Below are 26778 nucleotides of genomic sequence, written 5' to 3'. Positions count from 1 at the left end.
AATATTCTGAGTGACACACTCACAACCGGGACCTTTCTACCCCGGTCGACGCGGTGTGCGAAAGGACCGGACTCTCATGAAGACAGTGGCGATTATTGGAGGCGGATTCAGCGGAACCATGGCAGCGGTGAATCTGGCACGATTGAGTGACGGCCCGCTCTGCATTCAACTGATCAACGACCGCTATCCATTGGGACGTGGCGTCGCTTATGGCACGAAACGGGAAGAACATCTGTTGAATGTCGCCGCTCGCAACATGTCTGCGGTTCCCGACCATGCCAATCACTTTCTGGACTGGTTACGCACTCGCGTCGATTACAGTGACCTGCCCGATCCGCAACTGCGTGAGACTTATGTCCCCCGACGGATCTATGGCGATTATCTGCGAAGTATCCTCGCGAATTACATGCAGCCGATCGACTCACATCACCCGGCGGAAATCCGCGTCATCGAAAATGAAGCCGTCGACATAGATTACAGTTTTGACGGGAGTGCAGAGATCACACTCCGTGATGGTTCTACACTGGAAGCAGATCGCGTGCTGCTGGCGACAGGGAATCAGCCCCCCTCTTCACTGGCTGGTGAAGATTTTGCGCATCCCGCCTATTGCGCAGACCCATGGGGAAACTGGATGGAAAAGATTCCGGATTCCGAACAGGACATCATTGTGCTCGGCACCGGATTGTCGATGATCGACGTCTTTCTCACGCTCAGTGAACTGGGCTGGGAAGGTAATATGATCGCAGTGTCGCATAACGGCATGATTCCACAAGCTCATTTCCGGGGCATTGAATATCCTGACTTCCTGCCGGAGGAACCGGAGAGCCTGGGCCTCGAAAACCTGGTGCAGTTACTGGAAAAACATTGTCGACAGCTGCAGCGGATTGGTGAGAACCCTGGCATCGTCGTCGATCGACTGCGGCCCCACACGCAGCGGATCTGGCAGCAGTTTGACCTCAAAGAAAAACAGGAATTTCTCAAACGCTATGCCGCCCGCTGGAATGTGATCAGACATCGGATTGCCCAGCCCATCCATCAGCGAGTAACGGAAGCGATTACCGAAGGACGCCTCAAAGTGGTACGGGGCAGAATCACGGGAGTCACGTCTCAGAATGATCAGGTCGTGGTGGATGTGCAGAACAAAGCCGGTTTAACACAGTCACTTGAGGGGGGACTGGTCATTAATTGCACCGGACCCAATTGTGGTTTTTCCGGCACCAGTGTGCCGCTGTTCCAGAATCTGCTCAAGCGGGGACTCATCCGACCAGACGAACTGGATATGGGAATCGATGTCGGTGCCGATTTCGCGGTGATTGATGCAGAAGGAAATCCTTCTGAGTTCCTGTTCGCTGTGGGACCGTTGATGAAGGGGACTCTCTGGGAGACCACCGCCGTTCCGGAACTGCGCGGTCAGGCGATGCGTGTCGCGCAGTTGCTGCTGGATGATGTTGCTCTGGTCACGCCGGGACATGATTACCGGATGTCTGTCGAAGAGGAACACGTCATCGAATATTACATTTGAGACGTTAGCGACGACCATGCTCACAATCTACAAACTTACTCTATCATCGGTTTCACTGCGGTCACAATCGGATAGATTCCCATCGGTTCGGTTACCTGGTCGATGACGCGAAATCCGACGGTTTCCAGCATCTGTCTTACATCATCGGCGGAGCGTCTGATGTGCTGTAGTTTGAAGATTCGTTTGAGAGAGGGAGCACCATGCCAGGGATCGAGAATCCCATGCGTGACCAGGTTTCCTCCCGGGACCATGATTGTATGCAGGGCGGACAACAATTCGTGTAACTGCTGGTCATTCAAGTATTCGATGAGACCGATCAGTTTGACGATATTCGGTTTGACATCGGGTAATACCGTCTGAATCTCGCGTGCGTCCCCCTGCAGGAAGCTGATACAGTCTGAAATTCCGAGTTGTTCTGCCAGTTGTTGTCCGTATTCGAAGGCATCGTCGTCCAGGTCGATTAGGTGGGCGTGGACTTCATCTGCGCTTAACTGCAATCGGGAAATCGCGGTCTGCACATGACGACCCGGGCCAGCACCGACGCCCATCAGAACGACGGGCCCGTCCGACTGACGAGTCTGAATCAGATCGATCAGGATTTGGGTTACCGTCTGCAATCGATTCCGCGAAGCTCTGGAAATGGGATTATCCAGGATCGCCTGTCGATCCAGCAGGTCGACTGGTGCATCTTTCCGGTACAGGATTTCCATAGCCCTCCATCCACCCGGGCGGCGAAAGGTCTCTGCAAGCAACTCGCTCTGACTCGACTGGAGTAATCTTTTGAGCCAACTGGCAGGGATCAGATAATTTTTGTAAGGATTGATCAGCCAGTTCCCGATTCGCTGACCCCGGGTCATCCTTTCCAGTGGCTGCTGTAGATCCTGGGGAAGCCAGATCGCAGCCAGAATCTGTGTCTGACTCAGGTGCTGCCGTTGAATGTGCCATACCGTCCTGCCTTAGTGGTTAGACATTTAAAACTCTGAATTTAACCCATCGCAACGAGAATCTTCCGTGGTCCTGCATAAGGCATTCGGCCATGGGCGACACTGAAATTATCCAGGGCCAGCACATCGCCCTGCTGCCACGGTAAGATAACGGCCGTATCCCACAGGGTCTTACGGACCCCTGCGAGATCCTCATCGGTAATCGGGGAACCATCTCCGTAATACGCGTGGGTTGGCAGGTTTTCTTCTCCAAACCGCTGCAGCAGTTGGGCGCGGTTTCGTTCATTCACATTGGTGATATGCCAGAGATCCGCCTGGTTAAACCAGAGCATTTCTCCTGTAACGGGATGGGCCAGCGTGCCGGGGCGAATGGACCAGGTACGCAGGTTTCCATCGGCCGTCCATTCAAATTCGATGTCGTTGTCTTTGAGGTATGCTTCGACCTGATCCCGATCACTGGTTTCGAAATAATCCATCCATGACTTGCCGATGCCCCGCTCCTGCCCGTGCATGTTCTTGACATAGCGGACTCCCCGTTCTTCGAACTTCGCCAGAATTTCGGCAGGCATCTCACGGTAGAGTTTTCGGCAATCTACGATCGGCGTTTCTCCGCCGGTCTCCGCAGCAAGATGACAGTGGAATACAATCCGCGGCGGGGGCGACTTGGTGTAGGAAAGCTCGTTGTGCAGCGTGATGCGAAACTGGGCAGGAAACTCGGTGGAAGTATATACGTTTCCGGTCACTTTGGTGCGGGGAGACTGCCCCTCGACGTACGGCTTTAACTCTGGAATCAGCGCCTGGGCCACGTCCTGAAATTCATCAATTTCCTGAATGGTGAATCCACGCAGCAACACGCCTCCCTGATCAAGCAGAGTCTGGTCCAGCCAGTTCCGTTCCCGTGAGATGTATTCAATCAGGTCACTCAGGGAGGCAGACCCCTGATCGGCCGGCCGGTTCAATGAGCAGGGGCAGGGTTTGTGGCTTTTCCAGATTCGAAGTCTTCACTTGCATGGGACTTACTCGGAAATAGAGAAAGGTTGAATGGCACATAAAGTTCAGCCGGAGATTGTTGCTGGAGAAAAGGCCACAATCAGTGGTATCGGCTACTTACTGAACGGGTGGATGATAGTTCTGGATAGATTAGGTGTAAATCCCTTTAAATCCCCTGTGATATTCGTTCTGCATGGGGGGATGAGTGGAATAGGGTGTTTGGTATGATCGTCCTGATAAAAACGGGGGTATGTATACCGATTCAGCGGTGCAAACGATCATGAAACGCCGATAAGGATGAGGGAAATTACCCTCCGATCTACGATGGTCCGAGGGACTCTCTCTGAAGAGAGCAATTTACACTTTGAGACCGTTTCGTATGTCCTGCCCCATAGACTTTCTCTCCAGCCTCAGGCTGGTCGAGCATCCGCTTGCAGCTTCTCCCATAACCCTTTTGGAAGAAGTGACCTCTGAAAGTACGGGAGCAGGGCTGGTCGATCGACTGCTGAAAATCGCAGCTCTGCATAGTGAGCAACCCGCGATTTCCACTTCTGAGCGGACCTTGAGTTATGGTGAGCTGATTTTGCTGGTCAGACAAATTTCCGAACAGCTGTCTGAGGTCGCTGGTTTTGAATCTGGAAGCCGTGTTGTACTGCTGGTTCCCAATTCCGTGGAGTATATCGCTGCCTTCTACGCAGTCTTGTTCGCCGGTGGTGTCGTTGTCCCCGTTCCAGCGAATACGGAGAGCGGCGCGCTAAAGAATATCCTGGATTCAACGCAGACGATCTGTACGATTACAACTGCCCCGGTTTTAAGGCGTCATCCGGATCTGGAAGAATTTACTGTAAAGGGCATGGATTCAGAGGAATCCGTGACCGGAACAATTCCAGTAAATACACTCCAGCCGGTTGTACGCTCTGAGAAGAGCCTGGCTGCGATTTTCTTTACATCCGGTTCCAGCGGAATGCCCAAGGGGGTCGTGCTCAGTCATGGGAACCTGATCTCTAACGCACAATCGATCCAGGAATACCTGCAGTTGCAGGCAGACGAACGGCCTGTCTGCGCCCTGCCTTTCCATCATGCGTTTGGAAACTCTGTACTGCAGTCTCACCTTCTACAGGGGGCGCATCTGATTCTGGACGGGAATACCATCTTTCCCGAAAGCATTCTGGAAGCAATGATCCGCCATGAATGCACCAGTCTCTCAGCGGTCCCCGACCTGTATCGGATTCTGCTGGAACGAACATCGTTTAAGCAGACGCAGTTTCCACATCTGCGTTATATGTCTGTTGCAGGAGGTACCCTGCCTCATGCACAGGCCGTCGAAATCAGCGATGTCATCCATCCGGCCCGGTTCTTTGTCATGTATGGCCAGACGGAAGCTACAGCTCGCTTGGCCTATGTACCACCAGAGCAACTCGCCGGTGTAAGCGACGGATCCATCGGTCAGGCAATACCCGGAGTAACGCTGCAGATCGTGGACGAAAGCGGACAACTTGTGAATGCAGGTACGGTCGGCGAGCTGCGGGCGCGTGGCCCCAACATCATGCAGGGCTACTGGAGAGATGCGGAAGAGACTCGCAAACGGATACACAATGGCTGGCTCTACACGGGAGATCTGGCCACCTTCGATCAGTCAGGCAGAATCGTCATCAAAGGTCGACGGAATTCACTGGTCAAAATTTCCGGTTATCGCGTGCACCCGGCAGATCTGGAGCAATTCGCGCTGCGAACTTTTCCCCTGTCGCAGGCGGTGGCGGTCCCCTTTGAAGCAAAAAATACAGGTACGCGACTGGCATTGTACATCGAAACTACTCCAGAAGGTATGGGACTTACGGAAGCAGAAATGCTGAGCGTCTGTCGCAGCCAGCTGCCACGCCAACTCGTGCCGGACCGGATTCGGATCTTACAGAAAATACCATTAAATCACGCCATGAAAGTCGATCGGGTCAAGCTGTCAGAACTCGCAGCAGTCGGCGATCTGTAATCTTAACTTTCGTCTGCAACTGCAAAGGACACGACAAATGAGTGCATCGATTCAGGAACAACTGGTTGAATTTCTCAACTCCGTCACCGGACAGACAATTACTGACAGCACCGAACTGATTGATTCCGGTCTGCTGGATTCCCTGACGATGATGGACCTGCTGGTCTTCGTCGAATCTGATTTTGAAGTACGACTCGATTTTCAGGATATCAGACCAGATTTATTTAAAAATCCTGCCACGATTTCTCAACTGATTGCTGAGCAACAGGCAGAGCAGAAGAAGGCTGCCTGAAACCCATAGACAGGTTGTCTGATATGTATTGGGCGACAAAGAGTAAACCGGTGCCACTCTCCGAGATTGGCTGGATCAATACCACCTATCTCGCGAGTACATCGCTCCGCTGCGGTCCGATGCTCGTCTGGGGAACCACGGTCGATACCGAAGAGCTGGAATCCTTTCTGGAAGAGCAGCGCAGCCGTAACCGCACCATGCTCACTCCCGCGCATGTTCTGGTCCGTGCCGTGGCTGAAAGCCTGCGACGGCATCCGGAAGTCAACCGCCGGGTGATTGGGAAAAAAGTCTACCAGTACGAGGGCGTGAATATCGTCATGCCGATGCTGCAGACCAGCACGGGCGAAGTCGATTGTGTCTTCATGCGGAAAGCTGAAGATTATTCACTCGACGAGATCGCGGGTTTCTTCTGGGAATCTGCCAGGGAAAAATCGATGCAGGTGGCCCGTGATAAAAAACGTGTCAAAGAGGGATCGACGTTTAAAAATGCATTGATCAACCTGGGACGCTGTCACCGCCTGCCCGGGGACTGTGCGCTGGTGAGGCACGGCTTGCGATTTGCAGAAAATTATCTGACCAGCATTTTTGATTTTACCGGTCTGCGACATTTTAAAAGCCGCTTTCGACCGCGCTATGAAAAGCGGTTTGCCTGCGTTTACCCCAAGGTTACCATCGGTTCGGTTCTGGCCTTCGTCAGTACTACCGGCGTACTCGACCTGCACTACGGACGCTATTTCCGCATCCTTTACAATCAACACTGCAAACGAAGGCTCCGCCGAAATCTGGCGACTGGTAATTCGACGCAGTCTGACGCTGCTTCGCCGAAAACGAATTCTAAACCTTGCTCTTTGCGGAAGAGTGCCTGATCCCCGGGAAACACAAATTTGACCGGTTCGCAACCTGTATCCTGCCAGTAGTTTAGCGTAGTTGGGGACGCTAATATCTGAGAGATTGACATCAGGTTCCAGAAAAAAGGGACCAAAATTGTCGCTGTTGCCAGCGCTTTGACGAGTTTCAATCAGAGAGATGTTTTTTCTCACTCGAAATTCGATTCAGGCAGGAGCAGGAGACGATGTCACGATTCATGCTGATTGCAGTGCTGGGGATGTTCTGCCTTTCCCAGGTCCGGGCTGGGGAGACACGGACCTGGGAAGGGAAATGGACTAACCGCAAGTACAATACGACGGGCCCCTTGAAATGTGTCGCGACATCTGACGACAAGGAAAACTGGAAAGCCACCTTTACCGGGCTGTTTAAAGGGGATCCCTTCAAATACGAGGCAACCTTTCAGTCGAAATCCACAGGCAGTCAACACAACCTGTCGGGCAAGGCGACCATTCGCGGGCATCAGTACCAGTGGATTGGTTTGATGAAAGGCACAACACTCAGCGGAAAGTATAAGTCGAATATCGGCTACTACGGTGAATTCGATCTCAAAGAGAAAAAGTAAAACACTCTCCTTACAATTAGTCTTCCGCAGTAATATGCTCTTTGATCCGTTGCAGGTTTGTCAGACCAGTCGGCTTACCGATTTTCATAATCAGCTTGACGAGTAACCAGCCCCAGAACGGGATTTCTCTTTCGAAAATAATGCGTTCGCGAATTTGAGTGGCACGTCCACCGGGTCTGATTTCATAGACCACGGTCATGTGTTCGGGGTCTCGTTTTTCCGACTCCGTCTGGATGACGATATTACAGGTGACTTTTAACGGGTCATCATCTTCTGGAACCATACCGGCAAATTCCAGTGTTTTACCTTTGAACTCCATCTCACCGAAACAACGATTCCCCTCCACTGTGACCGATTTGATCTTATCGTTGATCTTGGGCCAGTTCTCAAGATCGCTGAGCCATTCATGGATGACCTGCGGAGAAGCATTCAGTTTTGTCTTTTCGGACAGCTCTAGTTTCATTTGTGGAGACATTCTGTCAGCTGGTGTGTGTTATTGAAGTTTGCTAAGTATGTTTCGAATGGATTATGACTGCAAGACTGAGTTGTTCGCGCCTCGTTATAGAGACTGATAACAGAATCGAGTGACAGTTCCAGGATCTGCTACAGTAGGGGGAATCAACTCTTTCCCGAAAATACAAATTTGTATATTCTGGTCCCAGGTCTTTTATCTGGTGCATCAAATAAAAGACTGTGATGAGTTGCGAACTACGAACGGAAGTTTAAGCGGACATTGAGCTGCAACAATGCCCTTTCGCTTCCTGATACAAAACCCGGCGAAAGAAAGAGTCAGATGAAAAACAATCCTCTGCCGCGCCTGGACGAAGATTTGGTTTTGAGAGAACAACTGTTACCATTCTGCCGATTAAAACCGGGAGAAATCTGGGAGGATCCCACCGGTCGACATCGAGTGGCCTGCGCAGATGCCACCAATTCAGAACAGATCAGCAGGCTGATCGGCGAGGATCGTCCTGTCCTGGCGATTCAGGACCCACCCTATAACCTGGTCGCCTTTGATCTGCGTAATATCGATACGTTTATTGAGTGGTGTGCCGACTGGGTGCGCATGTCGGCCCGCTTTCTGAGTTCGGATGCTTCCTTTTATGTCTGGTTGGGAGCGGACCAGAATCAGCATTTTCAACCATTGCCTCAGTTCATGATGATGATGCAGCAGACCGGGTTGTTCGAATCACGGTCCTTTGTCACCATGAGGAATCAGCGTGGTTATGGCACGCAGAAAAACTGGATGGCCGTACGTCAGGAACTGCTGTACTACACGCGTGGTAATCCGTTTTTTGAAGTGCAATACACGGATATCCCGAAGATCCTGCGCGGGTACTATAAAAACATCAACGGAAAAAAGACGGAGAACCTCGAACGGGGCCGTTCCGAGAACATCAGGCCCGGGAATGTCTGGGTCGATATTCAGCAGGTCTTCTATCGCATGGAAGAAAATGTTTCAGGATGTTATGCCCAGAAGCCGATCAAATCGGTCGAACGAATTCTGCAGGCCAGTTCTCAACAGGATGACTTTGTACTCGATCTGTTTGCTCATTCCGGTACAACGCTCATCGCCTGTGAGCAACTGGGCCGCCGCTGCCTGACCGCTGACCTGGATCCCATTTTCTGTGAGATCAGTATTCGTCGCCTGGAACATTTTCGTGCGACAGGGAAATCCGGTTGGCAGAACGGGCACCCCTTTGAAGACATTCCCGATCTGAATCCGCAGACCGTTTCAGAGGGTTAAGCTCTTGTTGCCGGTTTTGCTGAACGCAAAGCAGCGCTGATGATCCCCACTGGGATTCATCCAGCGATGCAGATTGTTGTATTGGTGGTTCCTCATTCTTATAATCGTGGGGGCAGCTTACGTACACAACAATGCAGACCATCATCCTGAGGAGCAGATCAGATGACGTATCAATTCAGCCGACTTGTGTCAGGGGCAGGAATCTGGGGTGCCAGTTTCTGTCTGTTCCTGTTCGTATTCAGTACCACCACAACTTTTGCGGCTGATAAGGTTCTGAAGGCAGGGGCAGCGACCAGCAATATTACGCCTCCTCTGGGAGAATATATCGTCGGTGGATTCAAACCGTTTCCGGCCGAAAACGTACACGATGAACTGCACGCCCGCTGTCTGGTACTGGATAACGGTGAAACCAAAATCGCCTTCGTGATCTGTGACAATCTGGGGATCACTGTTGATGTATTTCAGGCGGCTCGGGATTTCATCAAAGCAGAAACCGATTTGCCACCTGAGAATATTCTGATGGCGGCTACTCACACGCATTCCGCGACCCGCGCCAGCAGTTCCAAATATCACGACTTCCTCGCACGAAGAATTGCTGACTGTGTCCGCTGTGCAATGGAGAATCGGGAGCCGGCACGCATTGGCTGGGGCGGCGTAGATGAACCTTCTGAAGTCTTTAACCGTCGCTGGTATACGACCAATCCGGATTTCTGTAAGAATCCATTCGGTGGGGTCGACAAAGTGCGGATGAATCCACCCCGGGGCAATGCTGCTCTGGTAAAACCCGCAGGGCCCATCGATCCGGAAATCTCATTCATCAGTGTGCAGTCGCTGGATGGTCGGCCACTGGCACTCCTGGCAAATTACTCTCTGCATTATGTGGGAGGCGTCAATAAAGGAGAAATCTCTGCAGACTACTTCGGTATCTTTTCCGAAAAAATTGGCCCCCTGCTCGGTGCGAAGCCGGAAGATCCTCCGTTTGTGGGAATGCTGTCGAATGGCACCAGTGGTGACATCAATAACATCAATTTCCAGAAGCCCGGCAAACGGATGGCTGCGTATGAAAAGATGAACCAGGTGGCAGAACTGGTCGCCAGACGTGTGGCCGATGCCTGTCAGCAGGTAAAGTATCAGGCTTGGGTTCCTCTCGGAGCAGCAAATGCAGAATTGACATTAAAGGTCCGTAAACCTGATGCTGAGATGCAGGCTTATTTCAAAAAGGTGATGGCTCAACCGGAGGGCGCGGAACAGCATCATCGTTATGAGCGGAATTATGCAGAGCGAGTTCAGCGACTGCTGGAAGGTCCTGATGAAATTACCGTAATACTGCAGGCATTGAAAATTGGTGATCTGACTGTGGCTGCAATTCCCTTTGAAACTTTTTGTGAAATCGGTCTGGAACTGAAAGAAAAAGCCCCCTTTGAAGATGCCTTCACGATTGAACTGGCAAATGGTTACAACGGTTATCTGCCTACACCTGAGCAGCATAAACTAGGAGGGTATGAAACCTGGATGGGAACCAACCGGGTCCAGTTAGATGCTTCAGATAAAATTGTGGCAGTGATCCTGGACCTGATGCAAAAACTGAAATCTCAACCCTGATGTTTCTGTGCTCATCATACAGCTGAATTTCGTATCAGAGGTGTGGTTCGATATAATGCGATTTTCTCTCACCCATTGACAGGACCGGATGATGCGCAAGCAACCAAAGCGAATGATGTATGCCGGGGGAGGCGTTTTAATTCTGGGGATCATTCTGGGCCAGTATCTCGGCCTGACCCCCGGCATTAATTCCGGACCGGGTGAGGGAGAAGAGAAGGCAGAACCACAGGCGGAAGAGAGTTCGCCCTCCGTAATGGCCTCGACAGAGTCAGATATGATCCCGGTTTTAATTCAACCGGAGCCACGAGAACAGAAAACCCTGGCAGAACTCCCTTTGCAGGTCCTCGATATTTTGATCGATGATCGCAGTTACAAGGTCAAAGCCGACTCACAGCCCCGCGAAAAATATCAGCCCGCTGATATTCAAACAATTCTCACGCTGGCAAGCCGCGCTACCGGGGACGAGGATGGTGTCAAAGTTCGCGTCTATCGTACCGGTTCTGCACGCGTGGTACCGGAAAAGACGCTCAAAGAGGAACTGACAAAATCCGGCCTCGATGCACAACAGGTCGAATGGAAATCTCATCTCATTGATTGAACTTCAAAGTTCTGCAGTCGTCCCTCGCGTTCGACCTGAAGTTTCAAGGGCAGAGGCAGATCTTTTACCAGTTCGCGAAATTCATCACTGCTGTCAAATGAGCGTCCGCTGATCTCATAAATCCGGTCATTGATTTTCAGTCCGGCCAGATCTGCGGGCGATGATTTGATAATATTCGAGATCACCATCACGTCCGGTTCGGTTTCATCAGTCTGCCACTGAATTCCCAGTTTGAGCTGATTGCCTGAAAGTTCTACCGGGATTTCCAGTAGTTCATCTTCTTTTTTTCGCTTGATCTGCAGCTTGATCTTTTCAGGGGAACTCCGCACCAGCGCTGCAAAACCAGGTGCTTCTACAGGCGATCGTCCGTCAATTTTAATGATCTCATCACCCACCTTCAGGCCAGCCGCATCCGCTGCTGAACTGGCCAGAACCTGAGTAATCATCAGATGCCCTTCTTCGTACTTGTCTGCATTCCACGCGACACCCAGCCGGGGCGGATCCTGCGTCGTGATTCTTGTTTCCTGATCGATCCCAGTCAGAATATCCTGATCGGCTGATCGGTATTCCGGCTTTTTATCCTGCATGGCAAATTCAAATACCAGCTGGGTCAACAGCTGGGCACATTTCTGGGTGCCTTCGTAATCGATTTTGAAGGCGTCATCTTCGGGACGATGATAGTCATCGTGTTTCCCGGTATGCAGCATCAGGAAGGGAATCCCCTTCTGATAGAAAGGCCAGTGATCGCTGTCGGGGCGAATCGCACTGTCAAATTTGATTTTCAGATCCGTGTCACGATGATTGCATTTGACGGTGCAGGATCTCAAACCGATAGACGAGCGGGATCCGAATAAAGTCAGCGGTTGTTTTTTGAGCCGACCGACCATGTCCAGATTGAAGTAAATCGGGATCTGTTCGAGAGGTACACTTGGGTAGTTCATCCAGTGTCGGGAGCCTAACAGCCCCATTTCTTCTGCATCCCAGAAGGCGAACAGGATAGAGCGCCGGGGGAGCTCTTTATGCTCTGAGATGGCTTCAATGATTTCCAGCAGGGCTGCAGTTCCGCTGGCATTGTCATCAGCGCCATTATGAATCTGCCCTACGCCACCCCGACTGTTGGAGGGCTTGCCATATCCCACATGATCGTAGTGAGCCCCGATGACAATATATTCGTTTTTTAATTTTGGGTCATTACCGGGAATGACTCCCAGGATATTCCGAAATCCCCCATCGAACTCCTGAAAGTAGCCTTCTTCACCCATTCCGGGCTGCACACCATGCTTCTGTAAAAAATTGCGGATATAGGTTCCAGCCGCCTGGCCACCCTGGGTACCCGCTTCGCGTCCTTCGAGTGCGTCACTGGCCAGGAACTCGATATGAGATTTCAGCTCATCTGTCTGAATTGAACTGGACGCGGTTTTCGCTGTAACCAGATAACTGGTCTCGGCAGCATTCGACGCTGAGAAACCTGTAACCCAGGTCAGGCAGCAGAAAATCAGAGAATAAGTGAACTGTAATGGCAACCATGGATCTTTTGGCTGGCTGCTCAGTCTGGAGACTGGGGGAGAGGCCATTGCGCGTTGGGGTTTCCGTTTCACACTGATGATTTCTATTCAAAGTGGAAGGTGGATGTTTTAAGGTTACCTATTTTTACTCAATGGCGTATCTTTGACTAGTGAAGTATACGGATGTGTCGTTCCCAGGCAAGTGATAATGGGGCTACAACGACTGGTATTGCATATATTTACGCATTTTCGATAAAACACAGTCTTCGGTCCCTGCGATTCTATCGGCAGAAATTGCTGCTAAGGGACTCTCAAAGAATGACTTAGAGTATGAAACTTTAAGCCGTGATGCAATTCCGATTGATCAATAACGACAGGCAAGGAAGCCATGATACGTTCGTTTGCTCAAAATCTAGTCAAATTCACTCTCACTCTAGCTCAGACGCGATTAGGGTTCGCTTTCCTGACTGGGTGGATTTGTGGTGTCTTTCTGCTGGCCTGTATTCAGCGTTTTCAGACCCTGGTTGGAGAGCATCTGTCTGTCGTTACAGGCATCGGTCTGGCGACGGTCATGGGAATCTGGCTGGGATTACCCTCATCCATCTCAGACAACGTCAATCGCGAGTCTGAAACAACACTCTGGAAGCAGAAGCGTTTTCGGATTGGCATCACGTTGGCTCTGTTTTCGATCTGGACACTTTGTTTTCCAATACTCCTCTGGCAGTTCAACCAGATCCTGCATCTGATCTCACTGGATCAGATTTCTAACCCGGTCTTTTTAACGGGACTGATGACACTTTCTGCCATGGTTCTTCTGCTGCCTGTTGTTTTCTGGACTGCCCGCATCTGCTGGTTCTCAGTCAGAGCTTCACTCGAACAGCAGTCCGAAAGTAGTACCCCTCTGGTCTCCCCTGTTGCACGTTTTCTTACCGGTGTGACACTCGCATTACTATCGGCTGTCTATTGCCTGGTTCCCGCGTTGGGCTGGAATCTCTCATTAGGGATCGCAGCAGGTATCGCTCTGCTGATTGTGATCAGTCCCTGGCTGCGCAAGCTGGCCACTCGATACTTACCCGGTATGGTCGGCTGGCTGCAGACGATGACCACTGGCAGTCCGTTGAATGCCAAGACCGATTCTGAAAAGGAAAGTATGCAGTGGAAACATTCCCGATTGCTGATTGCCAGCGGCTTTCTGGTCAGCCTGGCGACCGGTTTTCTGACTGTCATCATTGAGCGTGTTATCTTCCAGCTCTATCCGGACTCACTCTATTTGAAAGTGACGGCCTGGGCGGCGTTGCTCGCAGGTGTCAGCGTAGCCTGGTTCTGGATCGAAGCACGCAGTGCAGCGCGGGGTTCACAACTCGCATCACGCTTGACCCTGGGAGCTGCATTAATCGGAGCAGCGGCGCTGGCACTATTCCCATTCCTGGTGAACTGGATGCTCTATGCCAACGCTTACATCGAATTTGCATTTCTGCTGGCAGTGATACGAGGCGGGCTGCTGACGCTCTTCCTGGCACCTTTGGGCTTCTGCTGGGGTGGTTGGATGAAGCTGTCGATCACACGCCAGTCAGACAGCACTAACAACACTTCCGTCTATCGTCTGCCGGTCTGGCAACCTTTCTGTTTACTGGCAGGCTTACTCTGCGGGTCCTGGTTGCTTGGTACTGCACGCGTGGATCTCAAAACACTGTCTCTGGTGACTACGGGGACTTTGTCCTGCTTGTCACTCCTGATCTGGGCTGTCCAGTTCCGTTTCCCCCGGTCACGCTGGCAGACAGCCGGCGTCAGTTGTGCTCTGGTCCTGCTGGTTGTCCTGACTTCCGGATACAACAATTATGATCCGCATCGTTCTACGAAACTCCTGTTTTCCACGAATACATTCACGGGACTCCGTTACGGCTTAAAACCGGATCTGCTTCCCTACATGGATGAAGGTCGCTGTCTGTCAGAAGTAGAAGGACCCCACGGAACATATACTGTCTGGTCCTATCATGAAAACCAACTGCAAATCCGCCGCAGCGGGCTGCCTGTGGGAGTCACCTCTACCGATGCAGGGCTGTGCCCCCATACAACAGGGGAACTGATGCCCTTTGTGATACCGGTAACGTTGCATGACCGCCCCGCCGATGTCTTGTTCCTGGGACTGGGATCGGGAGTGAGTCTTAACTCCAGCCTGGATTTTCCCGTGCAGCATATCACCTGTCTGGAACATGATCCGGGACTGATTCAGTTATATCAGGATGAAATTGCTACCCGTAATTCGATCTCCGCGCTGGACTCTGACCGCGTCACTCTGGTGCAGTCCCCTGTCGCGCTGGCCATGGCGTCGCGTGCAAAAACGACTGCTGCTTATGACCTGATTATCAGCAATCCCGTGCAGTCGGTCGTCACTCAATCTCAGTCAGAGTACACGGCTGACTTTTATCGAAATGTCTCCCGGCATTTGAAAGCAGGGGGCATGTTCTGCCAGCGGTTCCAGCATATTGACTTTGGCGCACAACCTCTGCGAGTAATTGCCCGCACATTTCTGTCAGAATTTAAACAGGTAATGGCCATTGAGATTGCGAATGGAGAAACCCTGTTCCTGGCGACCAATTCTGAAGAGGGCTTTATTCGACCCGGACTGCTGGATCGCCTCCAGGCACCTCAAGTCCGTCGCACGCTGGCACAGGTAGGCTGGGACTGGTCAGTTCTTTTGAACCTGGCCGCCTACTCCAATGAATCACTCCAGCAGATGGTGGCAGATCAGCCGACCTCGGTAAACAGTTCAGCGACAGGTCAATTTGCCTTCACGCTTCCCTATGAAATGATGCGCTGGGGACTGAAACGCGAAGAAGTTCAGCAGATGGTGGGCCGTGATCAACGGACCGAACGACTGATCAACTGGATGCATAATGAGCAGGACGACCCGATTGTGCTCCGCAGACTTTCCGAAGTCACAGCGCAGAATAAACTGATGGTGCAATATCCGGATCAGTACTGGAAATATCGCAAGCCGGCCAAAGAACAGATTACTGACAACCCTCGCTCGCTGATCAGACAGGTCGCTGCTGAAGGACTGAATGAGAATGATTTTATCCACAATGAAGATAAACGCCGAATGCTCTACTTCAAGGCTCTATCCGATGCGATGGCGAAACCTTCTCCCTCGGTAGAACTGATTACGCGCGTTTCCCGCTTTACTTCAATCTATGACCCGATGATCAGTTACTTCATGCACGATGAAGTCGCTGAACTTTACAGAAAATCTGATGATGCTCCGCCGGAGCTGGAGTTTGCGCATCGTCTCCACGCGATCAATTATGGCGCAGGTTCTGACCGTTCGATCAACTCGGTGGTCCGGGCGATTGAACTCGCTGCAGAGAAGCCGGAACTCTTCCAGGAAACCGGGCAGCAGTGGGACCACCTGAATGGCTTGTTACAGCATTTGAAGACCCGCTGGGATAATCGTTCCCAGGCTCCGCCAGTGACGTCGAAGCAGGCGTTACATGATATCGAACTCAGCATGTCCGCGATTGACCTGGCGTTTGAAGCCATGGAAGAGATCCGGGAGAATGCGGGAATTTCTGATCAGGAGTGGTCTTTGCGCAAGAAAGTTCTGGATCGGACCCTGGTTCGTCCTCTGGAGACTTATCATCAACGCGTCCTGCCACACCATTACAAGCAGGACAGGAAGAACCGGCAGGAACGCAAGAAGCTCCTGGATAATCTCAACCTGCCTCAAGTGCCGTCTCTGTAACGCATTGGCGTGTTTCACAACTCAGACGCCCTTGCGACTCACGCTGATCTAAAATTCCGGATTCCCTGAATCTATTTGATTTTTTCAGGGGTATACAGGATGATAGCGCGACAGCAGGCCTGTTTCGCCCCGGCTTCTCTGGCACAGAATATTGCACAAAATCAGTGGCTGTGCTGGTCTCTAAATACAATCAGATCTTGTGGGCGATGGGCCGGGCTTCTGAAAATTTCTGGTGAAACTCACGTCTGTGAAAAGGGATCGTATGATTTTTCCATATTCTGCTCCGAGCTTAACTCAACGACAATTCGGCTGGCGCTGCGTGTTTAGCCTGACCTTACTGATGTCCCTGTTCTTTTGCGGCTCATTACCGGCACAGGAATCAGACCAGGAAAAAAAGGATGAGGGGCAGGATAAAACAAATCAGCCTGTCGAGGCTCTGTTACCCAAACCTGTCATCGTGGTGAATGTTGCCAGTGTGGAGCGGATCCTGCAGGATATCGACTTCATTTTTGAACTGGCAGAGCGACCTGAAATTGCTGAGATTGCTTCAGCCTCACTGGCAAATGTAAACGACCTGGAGGGCCTCGATCAGAATCGCAATCTGGGTTTCGAATTATACCTGAAAACAGGCCTGCTGCCTCAGCCGGTCTTTATTCCTTATTATCCCGTCTCGAAAATCAGTTCCTTCATTGAAACTTTTCAGAGTATTCTGCCCGGTTTCATGAATGCAGAAGAGCGTCTGCCTCGCGAAGAAGGTTTGTATGTGGTCGAAGCGGGCAACAGCGCCTTTTACTTTCGCATCGAAGATAAATATGCCCATCAGTTTCATCAGCGGGGAGAGGCGTCGCTCGATCTGGAAGTCTTTGAAACACATCAGTTCAAAGATCCTGCTCAACAATATCAGCAACTGACGACTCAATTCGACGCGGCTGCACAACTTGATATGAGTTCAATTCCAGAACTGATGCGGACCACGTTTCTGGGCTTTTTCCGCACGGCAATCGAAACACAGTTGCAACAGCGGGACGGTGAATCCAATGCGGCTTACGAACTGCGGAGAATGTCGGGCAAGCAGAACCTGGAGAACATTGAATATTTTCTCAATGAAGCACAGCAACTGACACTGGGGGCCCATATCGACAAAGTACAGAAGCAGGGATTTGTCGATCTGTTGATCAAGGCCCGTCCCAACAGTGATCTGGCACGCAGCATGAAAAACCTGCCAGGCCAGGCCAGTTATTTCAGCGTCGTGACGGCCCGCGAAACATTACCACTGGCGGCGTCTGTTTCCGTCATCATGCCCCGTCGCGATCGCAAATCCTATCTCAATTATTTGAATTATTTTGAAACACAGTTGAGTGAAAAATTGCTTACTGCTGATGAGCGGCTTCAGCAGACGAATTCCGTCCAGCAGTTCTTTGCCCCTGTCAAATCTCAGGTTAATAAAGGCCATATTGATGCCTTTGTGCAACTGGTTTCGACCCCGTCCAAAAAATTTGCCCTGATCGGCGGCATTAAAGTAGCTCCGTCGTCAAACCTGCCCGCTGCTCTGCTCGATATGATCAACCGGGTCGAGAAGAATCCTGATAACAAGGCCCGCATTTTTACAAACGCAGAAACCGTTCAGGGAATTGGCCTGCATCAGTTACAACCTGATGTAAAAAATGCCGATGATCGACAGCGACGATTCCTCGGCGGTGTCCCCTCGTTATATGTGGGCGCCGATTCTGAAGTCATCTGGTTTGCGATGGGAACTGAGATCGCGGTTGCCGCTCTGAATGAAGCTATCGAGCGGATCCATACTGCAACCCCCGAAGAACGCAAGGTCCAGCGGACGGCTCCGTTTCAGTTTGAGTTCCATATCAAGCCCTGGCTGCAGTTGTTCTCAGAAGCGGAGATCAATGAAAGTGAAATCATGAAAATCCTTGACGGAATCTTCACTTCAGAAAATGATCTGGTGCTCATCACAACTCAACCGACAGAAACCGGAGTCCGCTCGCGTTTCCAGTTTGACGAGGGCTATCTGAAGCTGCTGGGAGTTTCCATCGGGAAGCAGTTTGATCGGAATCAGGAACGACGTGCGCGACGCAACAGAGAACGCGGACAAAAGCGAGACGCTTTACCCCAGCCCAAACCTTGAAGGTATCGAAGTGATGTCCAAGCGTTTTCGGCCAGATCAATCTTTTTTGATCGCGATATAATGCTTGACAAACTGTTCCTGCGACATGGTCACAGTCAGGTCGACGCTGGCTTCTTCGAACATGCGTCGCATGGATCGGCTCTTCTTCCATTCTTCTGCAGAGATCGAATTATCTTTGTCGCGATCCAGCAGTTTAAAGAAGTAATTCGCCTGGCTGACCATCGGGTCGGAACTGGGGGCCACAGGTTTTGTTTCTGCTGTCGTCTGAGCAGACTGTTCTGCTGATTTGGATGCTGAAGCTGGAGTCGCGCTCGCGGAGGACTCCTGTGGAGCTGGCTGGGAAGTTCCTGATTGTCCAGAGTTCAAGGCGAACATGAATGAGGCAGCACTTCTCTGCGGGGTACCCGCTTTGGAGAGCTGAATTTCCTTCGGAGTCAGAAACCCGTCACCGTTAAGGTCCATGGAGAAGAACTCTGACAACTTGCCGGGGTTGTTTTTCCGCCACTCATAAAGTCCGATCTGCCCGTCCTGGTCGGTATCGTGGGGTACAAAATCTGAATTCAGATCCACTGTGGTCCGTACCGGTTTGCTGGGTTCCTTTTGTGAACTGCTGGAGCGGCTGCGTGAATCGCCCTCGTCACGACCTCGATCTGATTGGAATGATCCGTAGCGTCCTCGCATGGAGTCCCGATCAAAGCCGCCCCGCGAGCTATCATCGCGATCATCGTCGTCATCTCCCCGGGAACGGGAAAAGGAGCTGGGAGGCCCGCCGAAACCAGAACCACCAAAACCGCGGGAAAAACCGGAGCGATTTCGGTCATCACTGTCACCTCGATCACCGCCGCCGAAAGAGCCACGACGGCTCCGCATCTGTTCCATCACGCGTGGCATGACACGTTCATATTCCTGAGCTGTCATGCTGCGGGAGGTGTCAACACCCGCTGATTCGAGCATCTCTTTAAAGCGGCCCGGCATCCGATCAAATTCATCGGGCTCGATGACACCATTCCGATTGCGATCCAGAAAGGACATGAACCCTCGTGAGCGACTGTCACCTCCAGGCTGCGCATATGACAGATCAGCACTGAACGTTACCAGCAGTACAACTGGAACGAAATATCGGACAAACCGGAACATTTTCTGGCTCCACATGAAATAGAGCGGTCTTTCGAGTCAAAAACCGTGTTTAATAAACAGAGACAGGGAATTTGCGCATCTTTTGAAATAAGCTGTAATAACCCCGTTTCAGACTCTAACATAGAAACACCAGACCCTGGAGAAAAGATCGCTTCATTCCGGAAGAATCGGTGGATCCTTGAAACGGTCCATAACTCCTTGGGGTATAAGGTGATACTAACTGAGTCGAATTTTTTATCTTGTAATTGATTTTCTGCAGTTCTAGCATAATGATCAAAAGAATATCTTATTTGCACTTCTTTGCCGTTTTATCGCAGAATTGTGATTAAATATGACTCGTAAAATGAAATACCAGTTCTTCGTGCTCAGCGTACTCTCTTTCACCTTCGTGTGTTCAGAATCTGTACACTCAGTGCTTCTTGCCCAGGAACCTTCCAGTGACTCTGAAGACCGAGGTGGTTTTGGAGGCCGACGGGACCGCGGAGGCTTCGGTGGTGACCGAAGTCGCTTTGGGGGCAGAGGTGGCTTCGGAGGCGACCGAGGCGGATTTCGCGGTGGGTTTGGCGGAGGGGGTTTCAGCGGCTTCCGAGGAGCGATTGGCTTCATGGTGACGCGGGAAGAGATTCAGAAGGAACTCCAGCTCACCGAAGATCAGATCAAACAGCTCCAGGAAGCAGCCCAGTCAATGCGTCCCAGTCGCGAGTCGATGGAACCCTTCATGAACCGCATGCGGGATGCCCAGACCGACGAAGAGCGGACCAAAGTCCGCGAAGAAATGAGTGCTTCCTTTGAGAAACAGCGCACGGAAGGCGAAGCCAAACTCTGGGGTCTCCTGAATGAAAAGCAGTCAGCACGCCTGAAACAGCTGCAGCTGCAGGAAAACGGATATCGTCAGCTGACCGACGACGAAACCGGCAAACAGCTCAAGCTGACCGATGAGCAGTTGGCGAAGATCAAAGAACTTGAAGAACAGCGTTCGGATGCCCGTCGGGATCTGGGGCGACGAGCTACCTCGGAAGAACGGGAAAAAGTGCAGCAGGAATTCGACCAGAAAATTGAGGCGGTCCTGACTCCAGATCAAAAGTCTCAGTGGAAGCAGATGCTCGGCCCCGCTCTGGTCACAGCAGAAAGCACAGCGACCCCGGGTACGGCTCCCTCTGTCAGCAGTACCCCTGGAGCTGCCCCGCGACCAAGACCGCAGATCCCCGTTGAACCGGAAGGGCTCAAGCCTGAAGACCGCAGCATCTCTTTCGGTGCTAAACCAGTGGCAATAGCTGAGAACGAAGCGGATGAGAAAACGGTTCCTGCGAAAAAGCCGGGTGAAGTTGGCAAGATGTCGTTCAACTTCCGATTTGCTCCCTGGGGCGATGTCCTGAAGTTGTTCGCTGAGTCCGCAGGCTATACGCTCGATCTCAACGATGTGCCTCCGGGGACCTTCAACTACTACGATCAGGGTTCTTACACTCCCACCGAAGCGCTGGATATCATTAACGGATATCTGTTGCAGAAAGGCTATGTCATTGTTCGGCGGAATCAGTTCCTGGTCGTTCTGAACATCGATAACGGCATTCCACCCAACCTGGTACCCATTGTCGATGCCAGTGAGCTACCCCAGCGAGGCAAAAATGAACTGATGAGCGTGAGCTTCCAGCTGGAGGGAGTCGACATCGATCAGGTCGCCAAAGAAGTCCAGGCCATTCTGGGCCCCCAGGGTAAGTCCGTTGCATTGAAAACAGCCAATTCGATTATCGTTACCGATATCGGCAGCAACCTGCAGCGTGTGAAAAAACTGCTGGAAGGTGCCATTGCGAATGCCGGTCCTACCGATCTTGCATTCCGCGCGTTTGAATTGAAGTTTATCGATTCCAATGAGGCTGAGAAAATTGTGCGCAACCAGTTCGGGCTGCCCTCGGCTACCCAGAATGTAAGTGCCAGCTCGTCCTCCTCTTCTTCACGCTACTATGATTATCGACGTCGCAGCAGTCGAGACAGTTCACCCCCTCCACAGACGCCGACGAAAGATTCGACAACACAGGTGACAGCGGACCCGCGTACAAATCGGCTGCTGGTAACTGCGACACCCGCCCAGCTTAAACTGGCGGAAGAAATTATCAAATCGATTGATGTCGACGAAGGCAACATGCTGGCCCCCGGTGGAAACAAGCCTTACCTGCGGGTTTACTCTGTCAATTCTTCGGATCCGCGGGAAGTGACCAAGACCCTTGATGCGATGATGCCGGGAGTCGTTGTTAATGAAGATGGTCGGAATAATAAGATTCATATCGTGGCGACTCCCAAGGAACACCAGGAGATTGATGAATTAATCCGACAGTTGGATGGCGAAGGGGGCAGTCAGTCTGTCTCAGTCATCAACCTGAGTAAGCTGGATCCCCTCTCTGCAACCACGACCTTACGTTCCCTGTTTTTGCGGGATGGAAACGACGCTCCCACGATCGAAGCCGATCTTCTGGGGCGGCGATTGTTGGTTCGGGGAACTCCGGATCAGGTGATTCAGGTCAAAGCTCTGCTGGCCCAACTGGGTGAGGATGGCACTGGCAGAGCCCAGGAAAATGCTGATCGTGGTCCCATTCGCACGATCCCTCTGGGAGGTCGGGATTCACGTGAAATCATGCAACTGATTGATAAGCTCTGGTCAGCCTCGTCAGGTGATGAGAACCCAATTCGCATTGTTGTTCCCTCACAGGAAAATCAGATCCGGGAACGCGTGTTGGGAGAAGATGAGAATCCTACTCGGAACCGGGGTTTTCGTAATCCATCACGGAATATCAGCACTCCAATGGATCGACCGATCAAGCAGGAACACCGTAAAACCGACTCCGATCAGACTCGGTTCCTGTTCACCGCCAGCGAGCAGCAGACAGAATCTGATACAGAGGCAAAGTCTGAGCCAGAAAAGCCTGTTACGCAACCAGAGAACAAAACACCTGAAGCAGCAGGCTCCTCAAAGAAAAATCCGATCGCAGTTTCCACCAACGGGGATAATCTGATTATCACATCCACCGACCAGGAAGCCCTGGATCGACTGGAGAAAATGATCGATGCCTTGACTCAGGCGATCCCTCCTAAAAATCAGTGGACGGTTTTTTATCTCCGTTCTGCTGATGCGACAGCCACAGCCAAGATGCTGGAAAGTCTCTTTCCCAGCAGTTCCGTTTCCGATACTGCCAGTGATTCCGGGATGTTCAGCGGGATCTCTTCGATTGGGGGCGGGCTGATGGATGCAACTGGACTGTCCACACTGGGGATGGGGCCACAGACACTGCGCATTATCCCAGAGGCACGTTCCAATGCTCTGTATGTCACAGGACCTCCCGATAAGGTGCGTTCGGTCGAACAGATGCTCAAAGTGCTGGATGCTTCCGAACTCCCCGACTCACTGCGGGATCGTTCTCCTGGCATTATCCCCGTAGAATATGCGTCTGCGACGGAAGTCGCGAATATCGTCAAAGAGCTTTACAAAGACTATATGGAAGCACCCCGGCAGCAGAATAACTCGCGGGGTGGCAATCCCTTTGCTGCAATGATGGGCGGGCGGGGATCTCAGAATTCACAGAGCGCACAGCCACCCGAGGCCAAGCTGGCCGTCAGTGTGGATGCCAATGCTAACCAGTTACTGGTGTCTGCGAATGACTCTCTGTTCCAGGAGATCGAGACTCTGGTACGCGAGCTTGATTACTCCGCGCAAATGTCACGCAAGTCAGTGCGTGTTGTCACGTTGAATAACGGCAACTCGGCTCTGATTCAGAATGCCTTAACTTCCCTGCTCCCCAATGTCAGTGTCAGTACCACCGGCAGTGATTCGCGTAAGAAAACAACGAAACCAACTCCCTCCAGCTCAAACCCGTCGGACAACTCCTCCGGATCCAGCGATCGTGGCGAAGAAATTCGACGTTTCTTCGAACAACGGATGCGGGAACGCATGGGGGGCGCATCGCCGGGTGGTGGTGACTCGGGCCGTGGTTCTTCCAGTTCACCCTTTGGTGGTCGGTCCTCACGTGGTTTCCGATTTCCCGGCAGCGATGGTGGCTCCCGTGGTGGTAGCAGCCGTTTCGGTCGTAGCCGTGGACGATAAACATACCTGAAATCATCTCCTGAAAAGTTCGTTATCCCATCGAGTCAAATCCATGGAAATCAGTGATATTCTCCAACGACGTGGCATCCTTGACGAACGCCAGTTGCTGTTAGCCCAGCAATCGGCGAACGGTCATCGTCTGGACCGCGTGGTAATGGATCTGGGGCTCGCCTCTGAAGAAGACCTGCTCAAAGCATTCGCCGATGAGTTGGGCATGAAGTATTTCGAGCTCAAAGACTATCAGATCGATACCCAGCTGCTATCGCAGTTTCCAGCAACTCCGATCTTTCGTCATTCCCTGCTCCCTTTACAGCGTGAAAATGGACGCGTGCTGGTCGCTTCTGCCGACCCGTTTGACTTCGAAGCCCTGGATGAACTCAGTTCGCTCAGTGGTGAAGTACTGGAGCCGGTGCTGGCGTTGCATGAAGACGTCGTCGATCTGATCAAGCAGAACCTGGGTGTTGGTGGCGATACCATCAACGAACTGGTCTCTCAGAAAGCGGCTGAAGACGGCGTCGAACTGCTGGAAGAAGTCTCCGAGGAACACGGTGAACTGGCCGACATGGCACAGACGGCCTCGGTGATTCGTCTGGTCAACGAACTGCTCGTAGAGGCACTGCAGCAACAGGCCAGTGACGTGCACATTGAACCGCACGAAACCGGGCTGGTGGTCCGTTATCGTGTGGATGGACTGTTGCGGGTGCAATCGGTGCCACCAGAGATCAATCATTTTTATTCAGCGATCATTACGCGTCTGAAAATTATGGCGCATCTGAATATCGCGGAAAAACGACTCCCCCAGGATGGACGCATCAAACTGCGAATTACGGGACGTGAAATCGATGTGCGTGTTTCGATCATTCCCATGATCTACGGCGAAGGCGTGGTACTGCGTCTGCTCGACAAAGAACGCATGGTTTTCCGACTGGATAATGTGGGCTTGAATGCGGATATGCTGACCACGTTCCGCGAAATGATCGAATTGCCTCACGGAATTATCCTGGTAACCGGACCTACGGGTAGTGGTAAAACCTCGACGCTCTATAGTGCCTTGAATGAGATTAAAAGTCCGGAAACGAAAATTATCACAGTAGAGGATCCGGTCGAGTATCACAGTGAAGGAATCAGTCAGATTCAGGTGAATTCCCGCATTGGATTGACTTTCGCTGCGGGCCTGCGAAGTATTCTGCGTCACGACCCGGATGTGGTTTTGATCGGGGAAATTCGTGATGGAGAAACCGCAAACAGCGCCATTCAGGCATCGCTGACCGGGCACCTTGTTTTCAGCACGCTGCACACCAACGACTCTCCTGGTGCTTTTACCCGTCTGGTTGATATGGGAGTGGAAGCATACCTGGTTGCCAGTACGGTAGAAGCGGTTCTGGCTCAACGTCTGGTGCGTGTCCTCTGTAAACATTGTAAACGACCTCATGAGCCCCACCCTGACAAAATTCCTCCGGACTTTCCCTTGGAGAGGATGCAGGAAATTTATGAACCTGTGGGGTGCCGACACTGCAGAGAAATGGGATACTCGGGGCGGATTGGTATCCTGGAACTGCTTGTGAACGATCCAGTTATTCGAAAATTGTGTACCGAACATGCCAGCTCAGGACAGATCCGCGATTACGCGCGAAAGAACGGCTGGCAGACCTTGAGGGATGCCGGTTGGGAAAAGGTCCTCGCCGGAATCACTTCGATCGATGAGATTCTGCGGGTCACCAAGGGAGATATTTAACTCGCGCTCCCGCGGATTGAAAAAAGAGTTGAGTCCTGTTTGTAAGTAATTGAAGTCAGTCAGATGCCCGAATTTCAGTATATCGCCCGAGAAGCAACAGGCCGCCAGGTGACCGGCGTGCTTTCTGCTGCCAATCAGCAGGACGCGCTGAATTCGCTGGCTGCTAAGAGTCTGTTTCCGGTCAAAGTCGATCTGGCCGACGCGGCTAAAGCGCAGCTGAGACGGTCTGGCAAACGGGTCCGGGCCCGCTATCTGTCTGTTTTTTATACACAGCTGGCCGACCTGCTTAAGTCGGGGGTGCCTCTCTTACGCTCACTGGAACTGTTAAATCGACAGTCGACCAACCCATCGCTCAAGCAGGTACTCGAAGAGGTTCGTGCGGAAGTCGCTGATGGAACCCGGCTGGCAGTCGCGATGGGGCAGCATCCCAAAGTCTTTTCGGAACTGGCTGTGAGTATGGTACGTGCCGGCGAGGAAGGTAGCTTCCTGGAAGACGTATTAAAGCGAATTGCCAGCTTCACGGACCATCAGGAAGAACTGAAGAACCGGGTAGTCGGTGCGATGATCTATCCCGCGTTCCTGACCACCTTCGGAACTGTGATCGTCAGCTTCCTGCTGGTTTACTTCGTTCCCAAGTTCGAACCGATTTTTCAGCGGATGTCTGAGCGAGGCGATCTCCCCTGGGCAACCACAACCTTGCTTGGGTTCAGTGCTTTTATGCAGTCCTACTGGTTTCTGATATTTTTCGCGATCGCTTTTGTGGGGGCCGCGGTTTATAAGTATATCGAGACAACGGAAGGCCGTCTGAAATTCGATCAGTTCCGGTTGAATGCCTATGGCCTGGGAGCCATTGTTCGCAGTCTGGCTATTGCCCGTTTCTGCCGAATTCTCGGGACCCTGCTGGCCAATGGCGTCCCCATCCTGCAATCCCTGAGAATCGCCAAGGATGCGGCCGGCAATAAAGTCATCAGTAATTCGATTGGTGAAGCCGCAGAGAGTATTTCTGCCGGAAAATCGATAGCCCAGCCTTTTGCCATAAGCGGTCAGTTCCCGGAAGAAGTCGTCGAAATGATTGCCGTTGGTGAGGAAGCCAACAACCTGGAACAGGTGTTGATCGATATTGCAGACAACATGGAACGCCAGACCAACCGCAAGCTGGATATGTTTGTGCGAATGCTGGAGCCACTCATGCTGCTCATCATGGCCGCTGTGGTCGTTTTTGTGATGCTGGCATTACTTTTACCGGTTTTCCAAAGCTCCGGTTTAATATAATAATATCTGACAAGTCATTGGT

The 26778-nt window shown here is 51.9% G+C and carries 18 protein-coding genes; 13 read left to right on the top strand and 5 right to left on the bottom strand.

The genetic code is table 11. The features are described 5' to 3' along the window. Positions 1–76: 76 nt before the first annotated feature. On the top strand, positions 77–1522 hold the full coding sequence (locus FYZ48_RS20750) for an FAD/NAD(P)-binding protein (protein WP_149343914.1): 1446 nt from the start codon (positions 77–79) through the stop codon (positions 1520–1522). A 35-nt stretch (positions 1523–1557) separates the two neighbouring features. Here the strand turns inward: FYZ48_RS20750 and FYZ48_RS20745 are convergent, their stop codons facing one another. Together FYZ48_RS20745 and FYZ48_RS20740 are read right to left on the bottom strand one after the other, a co-directional pair. Then, positions 1558–2232 (bottom strand): class I SAM-dependent methyltransferase family protein, encoded by a 675-nt coding sequence (locus tag FYZ48_RS20745; protein ID WP_187782143.1) that lies wholly within the window; start codon positions 2230–2232, stop codon positions 1558–1560. Positions 2233–2507: 275 nt separating this feature from the next. Continuing rightward, on the bottom strand, positions 2508–3425 hold the full coding sequence (locus FYZ48_RS20740; protein ID WP_187782142.1) for a TauD/TfdA family dioxygenase: 918 nt from the start codon (positions 3423–3425) through the stop codon (positions 2508–2510). Positions 3426–3835: 410 nt separating this feature from the next. On the opposite strand from FYZ48_RS20740, the gene FYZ48_RS20735 reads away from it, so the two are divergent. The 4 genes from FYZ48_RS20735 to FYZ48_RS20720 all read left to right on the top strand — a co-directional run bounded on the left by FYZ48_RS20735 (position 3836) and on the right by FYZ48_RS20720 (position 7185). Continuing rightward, entirely contained in the window at positions 3836–5443 is a 1608-nt protein-coding gene (locus tag FYZ48_RS20735; protein WP_149343908.1) for a class I adenylate-forming enzyme family protein, read from the top strand. Positions 5444–5480: 37 nt separating this feature from the next. After that, entirely contained in the window at positions 5481–5735 is a 255-nt protein-coding gene (locus FYZ48_RS20730; protein WP_149343906.1) for an acyl carrier protein, read from the top strand. A gap of 23 nt (positions 5736–5758) precedes the next feature. Next, positions 5759–6601: a 2-oxo acid dehydrogenase subunit E2 gene (locus tag FYZ48_RS20725; RefSeq protein WP_149343904.1), complete on the top strand. Its 843-nt coding sequence runs from the start codon at positions 5759–5761 to the stop codon at positions 6599–6601. 206 nt (positions 6602–6807) lie between these two features. Continuing rightward, positions 6808–7185, top strand: coding sequence for a hypothetical protein (locus tag FYZ48_RS20720; protein WP_149343902.1), 378 nt, complete (start codon positions 6808–6810; stop codon positions 7183–7185). Positions 7186–7201: 16 nt separating this feature from the next. Here the strand turns inward: FYZ48_RS20720 and FYZ48_RS20715 are convergent, their stop codons facing one another. Continuing rightward, positions 7202–7648, bottom strand: coding sequence for an SRPBCC family protein (locus tag FYZ48_RS20715; protein WP_145044045.1), 447 nt, complete (start codon positions 7646–7648; stop codon positions 7202–7204). A 330-nt stretch (positions 7649–7978) separates the two neighbouring features. On the opposite strand from FYZ48_RS20715, the gene FYZ48_RS20710 reads away from it, so the two are divergent. The 3 genes from FYZ48_RS20710 (at position 7979) to FYZ48_RS20700 (ending at position 11132) form a co-directional block, all read left to right on the top strand. Then, positions 7979–8932 (top strand): DNA-methyltransferase, encoded by a 954-nt coding sequence (locus tag FYZ48_RS20710; RefSeq protein WP_149343900.1) that lies wholly within the window; start codon positions 7979–7981, stop codon positions 8930–8932. Positions 8933–9094: 162 nt separating this feature from the next. After that, on the top strand, positions 9095–10534 hold the full coding sequence (locus FYZ48_RS20705; protein WP_198422250.1) for a hypothetical protein: 1440 nt from the start codon (positions 9095–9097) through the stop codon (positions 10532–10534). 91 nt (positions 10535–10625) lie between these two features. Further along, on the top strand, positions 10626–11132 hold the full coding sequence (locus tag FYZ48_RS20700) for a hypothetical protein (RefSeq protein ID WP_149343898.1): 507 nt from the start codon (positions 10626–10628) through the stop codon (positions 11130–11132). On the opposite strand, the gene FYZ48_RS20695 is transcribed toward FYZ48_RS20700, so the two are convergent. Continuing rightward, on the bottom strand, positions 11117–12655 hold the full coding sequence (locus FYZ48_RS20695) for a M20/M25/M40 family metallo-hydrolase (RefSeq protein WP_187782141.1): 1539 nt from the start codon (positions 12653–12655) through the stop codon (positions 11117–11119). The two genes, FYZ48_RS20700 and FYZ48_RS20695, sit on opposite strands and share 16 nt — an antisense overlap. A gap of 370 nt (positions 12656–13025) precedes the next feature. Here FYZ48_RS20695 and FYZ48_RS20690 point away from each other — a divergent pair, with 370 nt between their 5' ends. Beyond that, positions 13026–16379 (top strand): spermine/spermidine synthase domain-containing protein, encoded by a 3354-nt coding sequence (locus FYZ48_RS20690; RefSeq protein ID WP_149343892.1) that lies wholly within the window; start codon positions 13026–13028, stop codon positions 16377–16379. 340 nt (positions 16380–16719) lie between these two features. Further along, on the top strand, positions 16720–18519 hold the full coding sequence (locus FYZ48_RS20685; RefSeq protein ID WP_149343890.1) for a hypothetical protein: 1800 nt from the start codon (positions 16720–16722) through the stop codon (positions 18517–18519). A gap of 36 nt (positions 18520–18555) precedes the next feature. On the opposite strand, the gene FYZ48_RS20680 is transcribed toward FYZ48_RS20685, so the two are convergent. After that, a complete protein-coding gene (locus FYZ48_RS20680; protein WP_187782140.1) occupies positions 18556–19551 on the bottom strand; it encodes a hypothetical protein in 996 nt (331 codons plus the stop codon). Positions 19552–20068: 517 nt separating this feature from the next. On the opposite strand from FYZ48_RS20680, the gene FYZ48_RS20675 reads away from it, so the two are divergent. The 3 genes from FYZ48_RS20675 to FYZ48_RS20665 all read left to right on the top strand — a co-directional run bounded on the left by FYZ48_RS20675 (position 20069) and on the right by FYZ48_RS20665 (position 26756). After that, positions 20069–23749 (top strand): secretin N-terminal domain-containing protein, encoded by a 3681-nt coding sequence (locus FYZ48_RS20675; RefSeq protein ID WP_149343886.1) that lies wholly within the window; start codon positions 20069–20071, stop codon positions 23747–23749. Between the two features lie 52 nt (positions 23750–23801). Next, positions 23802–25484 (top strand): GspE/PulE family protein, encoded by a 1683-nt coding sequence (locus FYZ48_RS20670; protein ID WP_149343884.1) that lies wholly within the window; start codon positions 23802–23804, stop codon positions 25482–25484. A 63-nt stretch (positions 25485–25547) separates the two neighbouring features. Further along, positions 25548–26756, top strand: coding sequence for a type II secretion system F family protein (locus FYZ48_RS20665; RefSeq protein WP_149343882.1), 1209 nt, complete (start codon positions 25548–25550; stop codon positions 26754–26756). The last annotated feature ends 22 nt before the right edge of the window (positions 26757–26778 follow it).

It is taken from the genome of Gimesia chilikensis (assembly GCF_008329715.1).
Classification (GTDB): Bacteria; Planctomycetota; Planctomycetia; order Planctomycetales; family Planctomycetaceae; genus Gimesia; species Gimesia chilikensis.
The sequence above is the reverse complement of the archived record's forward strand: the minus strand, read 5'-3'. Positions and strand labels throughout refer to the sequence as shown.

Bases quoted from the DNA above. Each gene is read 5' to 3' on its own strand.
- FYZ48_RS20750 (WP_149343914.1), top strand. From the start codon at position 77: ATGAAGACAGTGGCGATTATTGGAGGCGGATTCAGCGGAACCATGGCA.
- FYZ48_RS20690 (WP_149343892.1), top strand. From the start codon at position 13,026: ATGATACGTTCGTTTGCTCAAAATCTAGTCAAATTCACTCTCACTCTA.
- FYZ48_RS20730 (WP_149343906.1), top strand. From the start codon at position 5,481: ATGAGTGCATCGATTCAGGAACAACTGGTTGAATTTCTCAACTCCGTC.
- FYZ48_RS20680 (WP_187782140.1), bottom strand. From the start codon at position 19,551: ATGTCCTTTCTGGATCGCAATCGGAATGGTGTCATCGAGCCCGATGAA.
- FYZ48_RS20725 (WP_149343904.1), top strand. From the start codon at position 5,759: ATGTATTGGGCGACAAAGAGTAAACCGGTGCCACTCTCCGAGATTGGC.
- FYZ48_RS20745 (WP_187782143.1), bottom strand. From the start codon at position 2,232: ATGGAAATCCTGTACCGGAAAGATGCACCAGTCGACCTGCTGGATCGA.
- FYZ48_RS20685 (WP_149343890.1), top strand. From the start codon at position 16,720: ATGTCCCTGTTCTTTTGCGGCTCATTACCGGCACAGGAATCAGACCAG.
- FYZ48_RS20665 (WP_149343882.1), top strand. From the start codon at position 25,548: ATGCCCGAATTTCAGTATATCGCCCGAGAAGCAACAGGCCGCCAGGTG.
- FYZ48_RS20710 (WP_149343900.1), top strand. From the start codon at position 7,979: ATGAAAAACAATCCTCTGCCGCGCCTGGACGAAGATTTGGTTTTGAGA.
- FYZ48_RS20670 (WP_149343884.1), top strand. From the start codon at position 23,802: ATGGAAATCAGTGATATTCTCCAACGACGTGGCATCCTTGACGAACGC.
- FYZ48_RS20700 (WP_149343898.1), top strand. From the start codon at position 10,626: ATGCGCAAGCAACCAAAGCGAATGATGTATGCCGGGGGAGGCGTTTTA.
- FYZ48_RS20735 (WP_149343908.1), top strand. From the start codon at position 3,836: ATGTCCTGCCCCATAGACTTTCTCTCCAGCCTCAGGCTGGTCGAGCAT.
- FYZ48_RS20720 (WP_149343902.1), top strand. From the start codon at position 6,808: ATGTCACGATTCATGCTGATTGCAGTGCTGGGGATGTTCTGCCTTTCC.
- FYZ48_RS20715 (WP_145044045.1), bottom strand. From the start codon at position 7,648: ATGAAACTAGAGCTGTCCGAAAAGACAAAACTGAATGCTTCTCCGCAG.
- FYZ48_RS20705 (WP_198422250.1), top strand. From the start codon at position 9,095: ATGACGTATCAATTCAGCCGACTTGTGTCAGGGGCAGGAATCTGGGGT.